The sequence below is a fragment of the Ruegeria sp. H6 genome (assembly GCF_056532975.1).
This window is the reverse complement of record NZ_JBQFOA010000014.1, coordinates 1-15766: the sequence shown is the minus strand read 5'-3', so window position 1 is coordinate 15766 and position 15766 is coordinate 1. Positions and strand designations below refer to the sequence as shown.

At 59.3% G+C, this 15766-nt stretch carries 14 protein-coding genes; 7 read left to right on the top strand and 7 right to left on the bottom strand.

Annotation, left to right across the window (positions count from 1 at the left end):
- Nucleotides 1–15 precede the first annotated feature (15 nt).
- Nucleotides 16–336 carry a hypothetical protein gene (locus tag ACR0AG_RS18660; RefSeq protein WP_480841728.1) on the top strand — a complete coding sequence of 107 codons (321 nt, stop codon included), beginning with the start codon at nt 16–18 and terminating at the stop codon, nt 334–336.
- A 114-nt stretch (nt 337–450) separates the two neighbouring features.
- On the opposite strand, the gene ACR0AG_RS18655 is transcribed toward ACR0AG_RS18660, so the two are convergent.
- Entirely contained in the window at nt 451–912 is a 462-nt protein-coding gene (locus ACR0AG_RS18655) for an Lrp/AsnC family transcriptional regulator (RefSeq protein WP_480841726.1), read from the bottom strand.
- Between the two features lie 117 nt (nt 913–1029).
- On the opposite strand from ACR0AG_RS18655, the gene ACR0AG_RS18650 reads away from it, so the two are divergent.
- The 3 genes from ACR0AG_RS18650 to ACR0AG_RS18640 all read left to right on the top strand — a co-directional run bounded on the left by ACR0AG_RS18650 (nt 1030) and on the right by ACR0AG_RS18640 (nt 4908).
- Nucleotides 1030–2175, top strand: coding sequence for an amidohydrolase (locus ACR0AG_RS18650; protein WP_480841724.1), 1146 nt, complete (start codon nt 1030–1032; stop codon nt 2173–2175).
- A 5-nt stretch (nt 2176–2180) separates the two neighbouring features.
- Nucleotides 2181–3353 carry a diaminopropionate ammonia-lyase gene (locus ACR0AG_RS18645; RefSeq protein WP_480841722.1) on the top strand — a complete coding sequence of 391 codons (1173 nt, stop codon included), beginning with the start codon at nt 2181–2183 and terminating at the stop codon, nt 3351–3353.
- 331 nt (nt 3354–3684) lie between these two features.
- Nucleotides 3685–4908 carry an acetate/propionate family kinase gene (locus ACR0AG_RS18640; protein WP_480841720.1) on the top strand — a complete coding sequence of 408 codons (1224 nt, stop codon included), beginning with the start codon at nt 3685–3687 and terminating at the stop codon, nt 4906–4908.
- Nucleotides 4909–5065: 157 nt separating this feature from the next.
- On the opposite strand, the gene gph is transcribed toward ACR0AG_RS18640, so the two are convergent.
- Nucleotides 5066–5725, bottom strand: a complete 660-nt coding sequence (gene gph, locus ACR0AG_RS18635; protein ID WP_480841718.1) for a phosphoglycolate phosphatase — start codon at nt 5723–5725, stop codon at nt 5066–5068.
- A 222-nt stretch (nt 5726–5947) separates the two neighbouring features.
- On the opposite strand from gph, the gene hemP reads away from it, so the two are divergent.
- Both hemP and ACR0AG_RS18625 read left to right on the top strand, forming a co-directional pair.
- Nucleotides 5948–6115, top strand: coding sequence for a hemin uptake protein HemP (gene hemP / locus ACR0AG_RS18630; protein WP_480841716.1), 168 nt, complete (start codon nt 5948–5950; stop codon nt 6113–6115).
- Nucleotides 6116–6123: 8 nt separating this feature from the next.
- Entirely contained in the window at nt 6124–6588 is a 465-nt protein-coding gene (locus ACR0AG_RS18625; RefSeq protein ID WP_480841714.1) for a hypothetical protein, read from the top strand.
- A gap of 52 nt (nt 6589–6640) precedes the next feature.
- On the opposite strand, the gene ACR0AG_RS18620 is transcribed toward ACR0AG_RS18625, so the two are convergent.
- The 5 genes from ACR0AG_RS18620 to ACR0AG_RS18600 form a co-directional block, all read right to left on the bottom strand.
- A complete protein-coding gene (locus ACR0AG_RS18620; protein WP_480841712.1) occupies nt 6641–9706 on the bottom strand; it encodes an aminotransferase class III-fold pyridoxal phosphate-dependent enzyme in 3066 nt (1021 codons plus the stop codon).
- A gap of 6 nt (nt 9707–9712) precedes the next feature.
- Entirely contained in the window at nt 9713–10585 is an 873-nt protein-coding gene (locus tag ACR0AG_RS18615) for an NAD(P)-dependent oxidoreductase (RefSeq protein ID WP_480841710.1), read from the bottom strand.
- 101 nt (nt 10586–10686) lie between these two features.
- Nucleotides 10687–11076, bottom strand: coding sequence for a Cu(I)-responsive transcriptional regulator (gene cueR, locus ACR0AG_RS18610; RefSeq protein WP_480841707.1), 390 nt, complete (start codon nt 11074–11076; stop codon nt 10687–10689).
- On the bottom strand, nt 11073–13550 hold the full coding sequence (locus ACR0AG_RS18605) for a heavy metal translocating P-type ATPase (RefSeq protein WP_480841705.1): 2478 nt from the start codon (nt 13548–13550) through the stop codon (nt 11073–11075). The genes cueR and ACR0AG_RS18605 overlap by 4 nt, the downstream gene beginning before the upstream one ends.
- Before the next feature lie 78 nt (nt 13551–13628).
- Entirely contained in the window at nt 13629–14261 is a 633-nt protein-coding gene (locus tag ACR0AG_RS18600; RefSeq protein WP_480841703.1) for a pyridoxamine 5'-phosphate oxidase family protein, read from the bottom strand.
- Between the two features lie 218 nt (nt 14262–14479).
- On the opposite strand from ACR0AG_RS18600, the gene ACR0AG_RS18595 reads away from it, so the two are divergent.
- Nucleotides 14480–15637, top strand: a complete 1158-nt coding sequence (locus tag ACR0AG_RS18595) for an acyl-CoA dehydrogenase family protein (protein WP_480841701.1) — start codon at nt 14480–14482, stop codon at nt 15635–15637.
- Nucleotides 15638–15766: the final 129 nt, after the last annotated feature.

Below are 15766 nucleotides of genomic sequence, written 5' to 3'. Positions count from 1 at the left end.
TGTGAGGGCGTGAAAATGAAGAAACGGATAGTTTTTGGCATAATCGCAGCGCTGGCCGCATGTGACGAGGCGCCTCCGAGCGCGGGCTCAGATACCGGAGCGGCACCGGCACCGACAAATGACGATCTGTTTTTGGTCCGCGGATACCGTTCGGACGATGACTGGTGCCAATTGACCGGAGAGACGGCATTCACCGGAAACTTTCTGGATGACGCGGCGGATTTGGTTTCTTGCCCCACGGGCAGCAGCGCGGCGCAGTCGCTGGTTGATATGTATGGCGCCATCCAGGTCGCTGAAACAGGCGGCTATACAGTGTTCACCGTTCCGCAGAGGTAACCGCCAAGGTCACGTCAGCGATACCGAACTTGGATGATCTGCGCCTGTTAGCCGATCCAATCTTCTGCCACCGGGCCATTGTGGGTACTCCCGTGGTGTGTCCAAGGGCTGAGGTTAGATCTTGATGGCACTGCCCGTTTTGATGGCATCCATCGAAACCAGGGTGCGGAATTTTCGGATGTTGTTGTTCTCAAAGAACATGCGCCGCGTGAAGCTTTCGTACATGGCCATGTTTTCGACCACGACGATCAGAACAAAATCGACCTCGCCGGTCACATAAAAGCACTGCTGAACTTCGGGTGCGTCCAACATCATGCGCTTTACCGCGTCAATCTCATGCGGTTGTTCGCTGACCAGTTCGATCTCGACAAAAATCGTGAGTTGCAGATCAACTGCTGCGGGTGAAACCATGGCGACGTTGGCGGCGATAACGCCCTCTTTCTCCATCCGGCGGATACGTCTTTGAACAGAAGGGGCCGACAGGTTGACCGCCTCGCCGATCTTTTGTTGCGGCAGACGGTTGTCCTTTTGCAGGAGGCGTAAAATGGCGCGATCATATTCATCAAGCGGTGTCATGTGAAAAATTATTGCACAAACTTCGATAAATTTAAGCACACATTTCGCTGATGGCGTAATAAACCTGCAAGCAGACGGGTTATCACGGCATGACCGAATTCAGGGGCGGAGAAAAAATTGACGTTCGCATCAAAGCTGACGGCTTTGCGCCACGACTTTCATATGCATCCGGAACTGGGGTTTCGCGAGGACCGGACCAAAGCGCGCATTGCCGACCATCTGCAGGGGCTCGGTATCGAAACCCATGCGGGGGTCGGTGTGGTCGGTGTGTTGCGCGCAGGATCGGGCAATCGGGCGATCGGATTGCGGGCCGATTTTGATGCGCTGCCGATTGCCGAGCAAAATACATTTGACCATGTTTCGCAAAATCCGGGTGTGATGCACGCTTGCGGCCATGACGGGCACACCGCCATGTTGTTGGGTGCGGCGGAATTGCTGGCGAAAGATCCCGGCTTTGACGGCACGGTTGTTTTCCTGTTTCAGCCCAATGAAGAGCATGGGCTGGGCGCGCGTGCCATGATCGACGAAGGCGTCCTGCGGCAATTTCCCATTGATGAGGTCTATGGCGCCCATAATCTGCCGGGCGAACCTGTTGGCCGTGTTTCGACCAGACCCGGGCTGATATGTTCCAGCGAAAGCCTGTTTCAGATCGATATCCGCGGGCAGGGCGGTCACGCCTCGATGCCCCATGTCGGGCGTGAGACCCTGGTGCCCGGGGCTGAATTGGTTTTGGCGCTGCAAACATTGGTGGCGCGAAAACTGCCCGCCTCTTCCGGGGCGGTTGTCTCGGTCACCGAATTTCAAACCGACGGGCAACGTAATGTTCTGCCGGGGCATACCGTGCTCAAAGGGGATGCACGGGCCGCAAGCCCCGAGGACCGTCAAAACATCGAACGGCTCATGCGACAGATCGCAGCCGGCATTGCGGCGGCGCATGATGTCGAGATCGCGGTCGACTATCGGACCGAGTTTATCGAAGCAATCAACGACGCCGATGCCAGTACGGCGCTCATCTCAGCCGCGCAGGCGAATGGATTGAAAACGGACGGGGCGCGGCAGCCCATGACCTTTTCCGAGGATTTTGCCAATTTCGCCTCTGAGGTGCCGGGCTGTTTCTTCCTGATCGGCAACGGAACAGAAGGCGCGAACGGGCGACCACTGCATTCCGCAGATTATGACTTCAACGATGCGCTTTTGCCCATCGGTGCAAACCTCTGGGCAGAGCTGGTTCGTCAACGTCTGCCCCAGACCCAGCAAAGGTAAAAGACATGAGTGACCTCATCCAGCATTGTCCCGGCAATCCCGACCCAGCCGCAGCGGCGGGCCAAACGGTTCTGTCGCGTGCGCAGTACGCTCAGGCCATTGACGAAATCAGCAACTGGCAGGGCTATGCACCGACGCCCCTATGCCACCTCAGCACGATGGCATCCGAGCTGTCGTTGGGCGAAGTGCTCTATAAACACGAAGGGCCGCGTTTCGGGCTGGGCAGTTTCAAGGCGCTGGGTGGGGCGTATGCCGGTCTGCGTGTGCTGCAGAGCGAGATTGCCAAACGCCGCGGTCATGACGTGCCCTTGGCTGATATTCGAGGTGGCAAATACCACGATGAGGTTGCTCAGATCACGTTGGTTTCGGCGACGGACGGGAACCATGGCCGCTCGCTGGCCTGGGGGGCTCAGATGTTTGGCGCACCCTGCCGCATATATATCCATGCCGAGGTCAGCGAGGGCCGGGCCCAGATCATGCGCGATTTCGGGGCCGAGGTGATCCGAATAGACGGTGACTATGACGATTCGGTAGAGCTCTGTCGTGTTGAGGCCGAAGAAAACGGCTGGTTTGTTGTGTCAGACACATCCTGGCCGGGCTATTCCGAACCACCGCGCAACGTGATGGCGGGCTATGGCACGTTGGTGCATGAAGTCGCCGAAGAACTGGATCAGCCCCCGACCCATGTGATTCTGCAAGGCGGTGTTGGTGGCATGGCGGCCTCGGTCGCGGCCTGTCTGCGCCAGATCTATGGTGCAGAGGCCCCGCGCGTCTGCGTGGTTGAGCCCGATCTGGCGGCCTGCTTGTACGAAAGCGCCAAGAGCGGTCATGCCACTTCGGTTGAGATCGCCGATGAGACGATCATGGCGGGCCTTTCCTGCGGGGTGCCTTCGCCGATGGCGTGGGAGATTCTGTCCAACGAGGCAGCGGATTTTCTCATCATTCCCGACAGCCTGATCCCGCCAACCGTGCGCCGTCTCGCGCGGCCACACGGGACCGACCCGGTTATCGAAGCGGGCGAAAGCGGGGTTGCAGGTCTGGCGGCCCTGATCGAAGCCTGCGCGTCGCCTGAGATGCGCAAAACCTTGGGTTTGGATGCGCAGTCACGCGTTCTTCTGATCGGGTCCGAAGGCGTCACGGACCCTGACATCTATGCGCAGATCATGGCCGAGGCCTGAAAAGGCGACGCGCTCCACGTCTGATCCTATTCGGCCATCCGACATAAACCCGAATGATATGGTGCCCGGGTAACGGGCACCGCGTCATCCCGTGCCTCCGTTTGCGATGTGTAGTCTTTGGCCCGCATAACCGTGGTCCAGGACCCTGAGTGCTGTGGCGTGCAAAACAATACTGGAACCGGTTGGAGGTATTGGAATAGTCACGGTAGAAACCGACCCTCAAACGAATGCCTGCACCACGCAGGTTTCCTAGCCGACCGGGGACAACGATGCAGAAGGGCAAGAATTCGCACCACCCGACGCAAGCCGCTCAGATGGTGGTGAGACGGTGATGCGGCATGTCGTTACTTTGAACGTCGGGTCCTCGTCGTTGAAATTCGGCCTGTTCCAAGCGGGGGATGGCGATCCGTTGGCCATCTGCACGGGATTGGTGGATCGGATCGGAACAGAGACTGCGCAAATTACGGCTTCGACGCCCGATGGGGTTGAGCTTGTGAATGAGACGACAAGCACGATCCGGGATCATGTGACTGCATTGGACACGGCCTTGATGGCATTGGAACAACGGTTCCCCGACGCCCGGATTGCCGCCGTCGGGCATCGGATCGTGCATGGCGGCCCCGACAACGATCAACCTATCCCCCTGACACTCGACAGTTTGCGTATGCTGGAAAGTCTGATGCCCTTCGCGCCGCTTCATCAGCCTTACAGTCTGGCGGGCGCGCAGGTGGCCATGCGCCGGTTTCCCAAGGCACTGCAGGTGGCGTGTTTTGACACCGCTTTTCATCGCCACCACGCCTGGGTGAACGACAGTTATGCGTTGCCGACCGAATATTACCGGGCCGGGGTGCGCCGCTATGGGTTTCATGGGTTGAGCTACGATTACATTTCGCGCCACTTGGCGGACAAATACCCGGACCTGCACGAGGGGCGCGTTGTCGTTGCCCATCTGGGCAATGGGGCATCCTTGTGCGCCATTGATGCCGGACAGTCCGTCGGTACGACGATGGGCTTTTCTGCGTTGGATGGCCTGGCCATGGGCACGCGATGCGGACAGATCGATCCGGGGGTCATCCTTTACCTGATGGAGCAGAGGGGCATGAATTCGGCCGAGATATCGGATTTGCTGTATAAGGAATCCGGCTTGCTGGGGCTGTCGGGTTTGTCCAACGACATGCGGGTTCTTGAACAGGCGGGCACCGAGGATGCGCGCAAGGCGATCGACTATTTTACTTCCAGGGCCCGACGCGAAATCGCTTCGCTGGTGGCGGTGCTTGAAGGGATCGATGCTTTGGTTTTCACCGGCGGCATCGGCGAGAACTCGGCTTTGGTCCGTAGGCAGATTTGTCTGGGGTTGGAGTGGTTGGGTGTCGCGATGGATGAACAAGCCAACACACAAGGGGCCAAGCATATCTCGACCAGGCAGTCGAGGGTGCGGGTCCTTGTTATTCCGACAAACGAAGAGCTGATGATCGCGCGTGCTGCGTCCAAACAGCTGATTCAAGCCGAAAATGACCCGACGGCAGGCAAGAATCCGCCGTTCGGGCGAGCATAAAATTGCGGACTACGGGAATCCCCCAATTACGCCGTAAGCACGGTTGGGTTAAGTTTTTATTAATCTCAGGGCTGAAACGGCCCAACCACTTTCACCAATTCCCCCGAAGAGGGGCTGGCTCAAACCCCCTTGGCCGGCCCTTCTTACTTTTTGGGCCCTACATATTCTGAATTTGACGCACCAGATCGGGTAGCAGCAAGCTGTTGTCATAAAGCGCTGTGTGCGGCAGATCGGCGACGGGCGTCTTGCTGTAACCTTCTGAAAACAATAGAAACGGTATCTCGGCGCGCTGGGCGGTTTCGGCGTCCACTTCGCTGTCCCCGACAAAGATACGGGGCCCGACCTGTGGCAGATCGTCAAAGCTGGCCAACAGATGTTCCGGATCCGGCTTGCGCGTTGGCAGAGTGTCCCCTCCGATGACCGAATCAAAAAAGTGCAGCAGATCCAGGTCTTTCAGGATTTTTCTGGCCGGTCCTTCGGGTTTGTTGGTGCATATCCCCATCACGCATCCCATTTCGCGCAGCGCGGTCAATGCCTCGGGAACGCCGGGAAAGGCGGTTGTGTTTGCGCTGGCGGCGCTTTCGTAGATGCCAAGTGTCTTTTGCGTCAACTCGGCGTGGCGTGCGGGATCAAGGCCGCGATGGTCAATAACCCGTTCCACAAGTTTGGGTAGGCCATTCCCGACGAATTGCAGAACGGTCGGCAGGGGCAGAGGGTCTTGCCCCTCGTCCGCCAGCATCCGGTTGGCCGCCGATGCAATGTCGGCAATGCTGTCGATAAGCGTCCCGTCCAGATCAAAAACTACCACCGCGGTCATATGCAAGCTCGCCTTTTTCTACCCGTTTCGAACCCCTACGTGAGAGCGATTGCACCTGCAACGCTGACTGTATTTTTTGGAGGAAAAACTGCGCTTGACAATTCTGACTAAAATAATCAGATTAAGGATCAATATCAGAAAGCCAGCCCTGTCGGGGTGAGCCAGTCCAAAGAATTGCTCAACAGAAACGGCACATTGCCTGACACGCTCTGGAGATACCCGATGAACGCGCAAAACCCGACCCCCACCCAAAGCTACGCTGTTTCGATGCTCCCGTCCCATAAGGCAGAAGAGCTGACGAATGGCGGAAACCTGGCCCATATCGAACTGGGTGAGCAGCTATACACATTGCGCATCACCCGCGCCGGAAAACTGATCCTGACGAAATGAGCGCACCCATGTCGCGTGGCGGCGCCACAGTTGGTCGACTGGATGATCTGTCACCGGTCGAAGCCGGAGCCGTGCTGTATTTTCGCCTTTGGGGTGAGGGCGCAGGCGGCCGGGCAGATGCGGCCAGTGATTTCGACTTTGCCTTGGGCGCGGATCACGGGCAAGCCGCAATGCTGACACTGGATCGGCTGTGCGCGCTGTGCGTGGATCACGGTCGCAGACCATTGATCCGGCACGGTTTGAAATGTCGTTGTCTGGGCGCGGATGAAAACTGCTTTGCCCAGATGGTCGGCGCAGCAGCCGAAGGGGCGCGGGAAGATGCGATGATGATGGCCTCGCTGATGGTGCGGCCAGATTTTGCCCCGGCTTTGGCCGCTTTGTCAGAAGAGCTTGGTCTGGCCCTGCGCCGCATGACCACAAGACCCCCAATGCCGACGACCGGACACCATGCTCCCCCAGCTGTGTTCCACTGATCGGTCAGGCGAAACCCCGGCAATTACGCCGGGGTTTTGTTTTTGCGGTGGTTTAACAGCAGCCGCACCCGGCGTGATGATGGTCATGCCCGCAGGATGGGGCGGGGACATAATCTCCGATTTCGGCCAGCACATCACGCAGCGCCCATAGGATCATGTCGACATCTTCGGCCTCAATCGTCAGGGGTGGCCGGATCTTGAGGATATTGTCCTTGGGGCCTTCGCTGCCGATCAGAATCCGGTGATCGCGCATCCTGTTTTTGACATAGCTGCAAATCTCTGTCCCTTCCGAGCCGTCAGGATTGATCAGCTCGACCCCCAGAAACAGCCCCATGCCGCGCACGTCGCCTACGTGGTGGAAATCGCTTTGCAGGCGTTGCAGACCCTGCATCAACCGGTCCCCCATGATGCGGGCGTTTTCCTGCAGGCCTTCATCATCAACGATGTCCAGAACCTCTTTGCCAATCCGACAAGACAGGGTCGAGCCGCCAAAGGTCGAGAAGAACTCGATCCCGTTGTCAAAGCTGTCAGCGATGGTCTTGGTCGTGACGACAACGCCCAACGGATGGCCGTTGCCGATGGGTTTGCCCAACACCACGATATCGGGCAGCGCATCTTGATGTTCGAACCCGAAATAATGCGCGCCCAGCCGGCCCAGGCCGGTCTGCACTTCGTCGGCAATGCAGACGCCGCCAGCGGCACGGATCTTTTCATAGACCGCTGACAAATAGCCCTTGGGTGGAATGATCTGTCCACCAACCGAAGGGAATGTCTCGGCAATGAAGCCCGCCAGACCCTGCCCTCGTGCATCAAGTGCCGCAATTGCAGGATCAACAAGATCGGCGAATTTCCCGGCGCGTTCTGGATCGTCACGGCGGAAACTGCCGCGATAATCATCGGCGACCTCGACCAACTCCACCCAGTCCGCCTGGCCCACACCGCCGGGTTTGTTGAACTTGTAGGCCGATATCGCAACGGCGGCGTTGGTATTGCCGTGATAGCCATGATCAGGCGTGACGATGCCCTTCGCGCCGGTATGCGCGCGCGCCAGCCTAAGGGCCAGTTCATTGGCCTCGGTGCCGGAATTGACAAAGAAACAGACCTCAAGCTGATCCGGCAGCTTTGACAGCACCTTCTCGGCAAAGGCGGTTTGCGCAGGATGGAGGTAGCGGGTGTTTGAGTTCATCCGCTTCAATTGATCTGCGGCCACGGCCTGAATGCGGGGATGGGCGTGGCCTACATGCGGGACATTGTTATAGGCGTCCAGATAAGGCCGCCCCGATTCGTCAAACAGGTGATGTTTCCACCCCCGAACCAACATGACGGGATCGTCGTAGGTCAGGCTTAGATTGCCGCCAAAATGCGCCTGCCGCCCTTGGAGGATTTCGAATTTATCGGTTGGCTGATAGCAAACCTTTTCGTCGGGCAGGTTCAACAGGGCTGCCGGGTTTGGACAAACGGCGTGCCACAGCTCCATCTCGTCCGGGTCGGCGACACCGGGCCAATCAGCCTGCATTCCCTGGGTCGTCATCGCCAATTGGAAATGAACATGCGGGGACCAGCCGCCGTTTTGTGACGCATCGCCCAGCCGGACAAATGCGGCCCCCTGCGCCACCGGGTCACCGGGCTTCAGCCGGTCGCAGACCTCGGGGTCCAGATGGCCATAAAGAGTATAAAAGGGATCACCCTCGGGCGTCTCGTGATGCAAGATCACGACGCCGCCATAGTCGAGATGATGGTCACGGTTTTCCACCGCTTCGACGCGTCCGCTCATCGGGGCGTGAAGGACCGTGCCTGCAGGCGCAAAGACATCGACCGCCAGATGCACCGTGCGCCGGTCCGAGGCCTTCCAGGGCCCCTTGCGGAACCCGGGTTCGGCATAGATCAGCCGTGGTTCGTTGTAATAGCCCAGCCACAGACCTTTGCCGAATTCTTCACCGACACGCGCGGCCTCATCCAGTGGCATGTGGAACGGGTTTTGCGGCCAGGTCGCGTTTTCGACCGAGAGCGAGCCCATGGGTGCATCGCTCAGGTCCTGCCCGAACATCTGCGCGAAATGACCCCGATGTTCGTCCAGATAGCGGTGAATGCGTGCGGCACCGTCGGTCACGGGCAGTCCGCAAGCCGCACGTAGCCGCGCGGGCATCAGGCCGCCATTGATCGACGCATTTTCAAGAAACCGCCAGGCCGGGGCCTGGCTGATGGTCACATAGGGATCGTCCGGATTGTCGGCGGCCATGAGCGTCGAATTCACCACCGACACCGCCAGCCGCATCCGCAGCAGCGGCCAGATCAGATCGACTTCCTCGGCGCGCAGGCGATTGGCGGCATGATATCCGCGCACCAGCGCCGATAGCGCGTGTTCCGGTTTTGGGTGGTCCAGAACCACATAAGCCCCGGCGATGGCCAACTCGCAAGCGCGCGGGGCTGAACACATGTCGCCCAGGTCGATCAGCCCCGAGATACTGCGTCGTTCGCTCAGCTCGCCTTCAACCAGAATGTTGTAATCATTGGCATCGTTGTGGATGGCCTGACGGGGCAGGGCGGCCAGCTTGTCGGTGATCGCACCAAAGTCGTTCGTGATACCCAACAGGTTTTCTCGCCGGGAAGGGTCGACTACCGCGTTCAAGTTGTCCTTGATCCAGGCCGCCTGCGTCAGATCCCATTTGAAACCGGGTCGGTGCAGGTTGTCATGATTGAACCCTTCCAGCGCGCGATCCGTCGCGCCCAGTACGCGGCCCAGTTTCATGATCAGGTCTTCGGTTTTGGGCGCGGCCTTGGCATAGCTGCGGCCAGGAAGGCATTCCAGCAGCCATGCCAGTCGCTGCGCGCCACTTTCATCCGCTATCTCCGGCAACAACGCGCCATCAAGGGCGGGGATGACCTTGGGAAATGGCAGCCCGGGCGCGGCCGAGGCGATATGATCCAGAGCCTTGATCTGCAGATCGACAAGCGCGGTTTCGCACCCTGCGCGCATGACCTTCAGGACATAATCCTGCCCATTCCTGGCTTGCACCAGAAAGTTCAGGTCATACTCGCCGTCCAACCGCGTCAATTTCGCGTCCAGCCCCCATCGGGTGCGAAGCGCGCCTGTCCAGAAATCCGCCAGGGTTGTCATGGCGCTTTAATCCAATGCGCGCAGACGTTTGATCAGCGAGGACGTATCCCAGCGCCCGCCGCCCAGTTTCTGAACGTCCTTATAAAACTGGTCCACCAGCGCAGTCACCGGCAGAGAGGCGCCGGTGTCGTTGGCCGTATCCAGACAGATACCCAGATCCTTGCGCATCCAGTCGACGGCAAACCCGTGCTCGAAATGATCATCCAGCATGGTTTCATAACGATTGGCCATCTGCCAGCTGCCAGCGGCCCCCTGGCTGATCACCTCAACCACCGAACGCCCGTCCAGCCCGGCCTTTTCGGCAAAATGAAGCGCTTCGCTGAGGCCCTGAACCAGTCCGGCAATGGCAATCTGATTGCACATCTTGGTCATCTGACCTGCGCCGCTTTCGCCGATCCGGCGGCAGATCTTGGAATAGTTCTGCATGACGGGCTCTGCCGCATCAAAGGCTGCTTGATCGCCGCCACACATGATCGAAAGGACACCGTTCTCGGCCCCGGCCTGCCCCCCCGAAATCGGCGCATCCACAAAAGAGATACCTTGCGAGTTGGCGGCGCCATACAGCTCGGTGGTGACCTTTGCGGATACGGTGGTGTGATCTACAAAGATCGCGCCATCGGACATGCCATGAAACGCGCCATCCTCTCCGGTGCAGACCATGCGCAGATCATCGTCATTGCCGACGCAGGCCATCACAAAGGCAGCACCCTGGGCTGCCTCGCGCGGGGTGGCCGCTGCGGCGCCACCATGTTGTGCGACCCAGGCTTCGGCTTTGGAGAACGTCCGGTTGTACACCGTGACCTCGTGACCTGCCGCTTGCAGATGTCCGGCCATCGGATACCCCATGACCCCGAGCCCAAGAAATGCGATTTTTGCCATTTGGAAATCCTCTCTGCTGTCCGAATTCACCCCAGATGTCGTGGCTGGCCGGAATGATCGGGCCTGACAAAGCAAAGCTTAGGGCAAAGGGCAACCCCGGCTTAGGATTTACCGCCCAAATCCTTCAGGATCGGACAGTCCGGTCGGTCGTCACCAGCGCAGGCTTCAATCAGGTGACCAAGCGTGTCGCGCATCGCGTTGAGATCGGTAATCTTGGTCTCGATCTGGGCCAGATGCTGACGCGCAACGCGTTTGACATCGGCGCTCGCGCGGGTTTCGTCCTCATAAAGCGCCAGCAAGGTGCGGCAGTCTTCGATCGTGAACCCAAGGGCACGCGCGCGGCCCAGAAAATTCAGCTTGTGAATGTCCTGATCTCGGAACCTGCGATAGCCGTTGGCGTCGCGTTGCGGTTTGATCAGGTTGATCTGCTCATAATACCGGATGGTCTTGGCGGGCAGGCCGGTTCGATCGGATACATCGCCGATATTCATGCAAGTGCCTCCTGCTGGGGCGTGTTCTTGGTTGCCTCCGACAGGCTGGCCCGCACACGGCGCAGACGCAGGGCGTTCGAGACGACAAAGACGCTGGACAAGGCCATCGCGCCCGCCGCCAGAATAGGCGAAAGAAGAGGGCCGCCAAAGGGATAGAACACCCCGGCTGCAACTGGGATCAGCAAGGTGTTATAGCCAAAGGCCCAGCCCAGGTTCTGGCGAATGTTGCGCAGGGTCTGGCGGCTGATTTCCAGCGCGTTTACGACGCCGCACAAGTCGCCGGACATCAGAACAACATCAGCGGATTCGATGGCCACGTCCGTGCCCGTGCCGATGGCGATGCCGATATCCGCCGCCGCAAGCGCTGGCGCGTCGTTGATGCCATCGCCGACAAAAGCGAGCGTGCCGTATTCCTGCTGCAAGGCCGTGATTGCGGCCAGTTTGCCATCGGGCAAAAGCTCGGCGGCGACGTGATCAATCCCCAGCGTGTCAGCCAGCGCTTGTGCAGTGCGGGCGTTGTCACCCGTCACCATTGCAAGGCGCAACCCATTGGCGCGCAGCTGTTGCAGGGCCGCGCGCGTACCTGGTTTGATGGGGTCCGAGACCGTCAGGGCAGCGGCGGCCTGATCATCAATCGCCACATAAAGCGGAGTGGCGCCGCGATCCGCTTGCGCACGTGCTTTGGGCAACAAGGCCGAGATGTCGATGCCCTCGCCGGTCAAAAAACGGTCCGAGCCGACGCGAACCAATTGCCCTTCGACCCGCGCACAAACGCCTTGACCGGTGACGGATTGGAATTCGGCCACATCCGGCAGGGCAGAAGGTGCGGCGCGCAAGACCGCATGTGCGATGGGATGTTCCGAATGCGCTTCGACGGCGGCTGCAAGGCGCAGGACGGTGGATCGGTCAAACCCCTCGGCCAGAATCACATCCGACAGCTCGGGGCGGCCAAGCGTCAGGGTCCCAGTCTTGTCCAAGGCAATGACGCGCGCCTGCTGCAACTGTTGCAAGGCGTCCCCTTTGCGGAACAGAACGCCCAGCTCTGCGGCGCGGCCCGTGCCCACCATGATTGAGGTCGGCGTTGCCAGCCCCATCGCGCAGGGGCAGGCGATGATCAGAACCGAAACGCCCGCAACCAAAGCAAGCGGAAGGGCGGGGGCTGGTCCGAACACCAGCCATGCCAGCACAGTCACCACAGCAACCGCGATGACCGCTGGCACAAAGCGATGCGTGATCTGATCGACAAGGCTCTGGATCGGCAGTTTGGCGCCTTGTGCTTGTTCGACCATTCGGATCACCTGCGCCAGCACGGTGTCTGATCCGACATGTGTAGCCGTGGCGTAGAGCGCGCCGGTCCCGTTTACCGTCCCACCGATGACCGGGTCGCCTTTGGTTTTGGCCACAGGGATCGGCTCTCCGGTGATCATGCTTTCATCGACATAGGTAATGCCGTCCTGAACCATGGCATCCACCGGGATACGCTCACCCGGACGAATGTGCAGCTTGTCACCGGCGGTGATCTCGGTCAGCGGGCGTTCCTGCCAGATACCGTCCCGCCAAACACGTGCCGTGCTGGGCTGCAGGCCCACAAGTTTGCGAATGGCCGCCCCGGTTCGACCTTTCGCGCGCGCTTCCATCAGGCGGCCCAGAAGGATCAGAACGACGATGACGGCTGCGGCCTCAAAATAGACATTCGCGGTGCCCTGCGGCAGCCAGCGCGGTGCAAAGGTTGCGACGACGGAAAACAGATAGGCCGCCCCGGTTCCCAGCGCCACCAAGGCGTTCATATCAGGTGCGCCGCGCAACAGGGACGGCACGCCTTTGGCATAAAACACCCGCCCGGGCCCGAGCAGCAGCGCGGTAGCCAGCGCAAACTGGATCAGGTAGCTGGTTTGCAGCCCAATGGTGGCGTGCAGCCAGTGATGAAAGGCGGGCACAATGTGGCCGCCCATCTCAAGAACAAAGACCGGCAGAGCCAGCGCGGCTGCCATCGATGTGCGTCTTGCAAGTGCTGTATATTCCGCATTGTCTGCACTCTCTTGCATGGCGCTCGGTGCGTCTGCGGGGTGTGCCGGATATCCCAGTTCAGTCAAACGCCCGGCCAATTCTGACGGGGTGGTGCTGCCTTCGGCATAAGTGATCGTTGCAATTTTGGTGGCAAGGTTGACGCTTGCCTGCGTCACGCCCGGGGATGAGGTCAAGGCGCGCTCAATCTTCGCCACGCACGAGGCGCAGCTCATGTTTGCGACCTCCAGGTTCGTCGTGGTCAGCACTGCTGGATACCCGGCTGCATCAAGCGCATCGACGATTTCCCTGAACGCGCCGCCATAGTCCAACCGGGCCGTTTCGGTCGCAAAGTTCACCGAGATTTCGGACGCGTCATGTACTTGGCGCATGGCTGTTTCCGCCCTGCTGACGCAGGAGGCGCAGCTAAGTCCGCTGATCTTGAACTGAATGTGATTGCGCGCCGCCATCCGAGTCGCCTGAATAAGTGTTCACGCTTCACATGGGGCTTCCAGTTACAGGAAGGTCAAGGGCTGATCGGGCGTTTTCTAGCCGGAATTGTCTTTCAACGCGTCAATTTCAGCTTTCAGACGCGTGTTTTCGGCCTGAAGCAGGGCCAGATCCTTCCCCAGCTTGTTCAGATGCGGGCGCAATTCCGCCTCGGTGAAGCGTGGGGTGATATGTTGCGGGCAATTCCAGTCCAATGCCTCGACCGTAATGATTGCTGCACGTTCCGCAGGTGTCGCATCGGTGTCCGCGCGCAATTGGGCGGCGGCCTCCGGCCCTTCGGTGAAGGACACGCGGCCCAGAACCTTCAGGCGTCTTTGATTGGCATAATCCATCAAAATCAAGGCAACGCGATCGTTTCCGTCCAGATTGCCGCGCGAAATATACTGCCGGTTCCCGGAATAATCCGCATACCCGATGGTTTTGGGATCGATCACTTTCAAGAACCCGACAGGTCCACCGCGATATTGCACATAAGGCCAGCCGGTTGCCGAAACCGTCGACTGGTATAAGCCATCGCGCGCCTCGATAAACGCCTTTTCAGCTGAACCGATCTCGTGCCCCTGTTGGTCCCCACTTTCAAGGAACGGCCTGTATGTTTCTTCGGACCCCAAGCGTCGTTGATGGGCCAGAACATCCGGGGTGAACATCAGTTGGGAAAAGGCGCGTGGCATGATCTGTCCTTTCGCAAAGGCCTTGGGCAATCGGCCAGTCTTTATGACCCGCGCCTGTGCCATTCGGCCAGAGTGATCTGAGCAAGCTCAACACAACGTGTCCGATACCCGGCCAAGGCCAAAAACTGCGTGTGAGGCCCCGAAACGCTGCGTCACACGGATTGGAAGGAATCAAGCGCGCAGATAGCATCGCCTCAGTCTTACTGAATGAGGTCGCGATGTCTCTTTTTTCCGGTTCCGCCGCTTGGGTCACTGATGAACACAAGATGTTTGCAGACATGGCCGGACGATTTCTGGATGATGAGCTGGTTCCCAACGTGGACCGGTGGATCGACAACGGCGTGGTGGATCGGGAATTCTGGCTCAAGGCCGGTCAGACGGGCCTGATGGCCGGGTCCATCGACGAAGAATATGGCGGCGTTGGGGGTGACATGGGCTTTGATGCCATCACCCTGTACGAGCAGGCGGCGCGCGCGGATGCGGGCTGGGGCTATGGCATTCAGTCCATCGTCACCCACTACATCACGGCCTATGGCAGCGAAGATCAGAAGCACAAATGGTTGCCCAAGCTTGCCAGCGGAGAAATGATCGGTGCGTTGGCCATGACCGAACCCGGCACCGGGTCAGACGTGCAGGCGGTGCGCACTTCGGCGCAAAAGGACGGCAATTCCTACAAGCTGAACGGATCAAAGATATTCATCACCAACGGTCAATCTGCGGATCTGATCATCGTGGCCGCCAAAACCGATGCCTCGCAGGGGGCCAAAGGCGTCTCGCTGATCGCGGTTGAGACGGAGGGGGCAGAGGGGTTTCGGCGCGGGCGCAACCTGAAGAAGCTGGGGATGAAGGGCAACGATACGGCCGAGCTGTTCTTTGAAGATGTCAAAGTGCCGATGACGAACCTGCTGGGCCCCGAGGAGGGGCAGGGGTTTTATCAATTGATGAAACAACTTCCGTGGGAGCGTCTGACCATCGGCATCATGGCGCTGGGCTGCATCGATTTTGCCATCGCCGAGACCGTGAACTACACGCAGGAGCGCAAGGCCTTTGGCCAGCGCGTCATGGATTTTCAGAACACGCGGTTCAAACTGGCCGAATGCAAAACCAAAGCCGAGGTTCTGCGCAGCTTCGTCAACGATTGCATTGCAAAACTGGCGGATGGGAAACTGGATGCGGCAACGGCTTCGATGGTCAAGTATTGGGGCTCGGAAGTTCAGAACGAAATCGTGCACGAGTGTCTGCAATTGTTTGGCGGCTATGGGTTCATGATGGAATACCCGATCGCACGGCTCTATGCGGATTCGCGCGTTCAGATGATTTACGGCGGCACCAACGAAGTGATGAAAGAGCTTATCGCCCGCTCGCTGGACGTCTGACCGGCAAAGATGTGCTCCCGCCCGTCGTTAACTTTCCTGTCGGAAGGTATCCTCCCGTTGGGCCAGGCCGGGGCAGGCAAAGCCAGCGCCGGGCTGGCCCCCCTGCCCTGGTCGCTAGGGCACACGTCT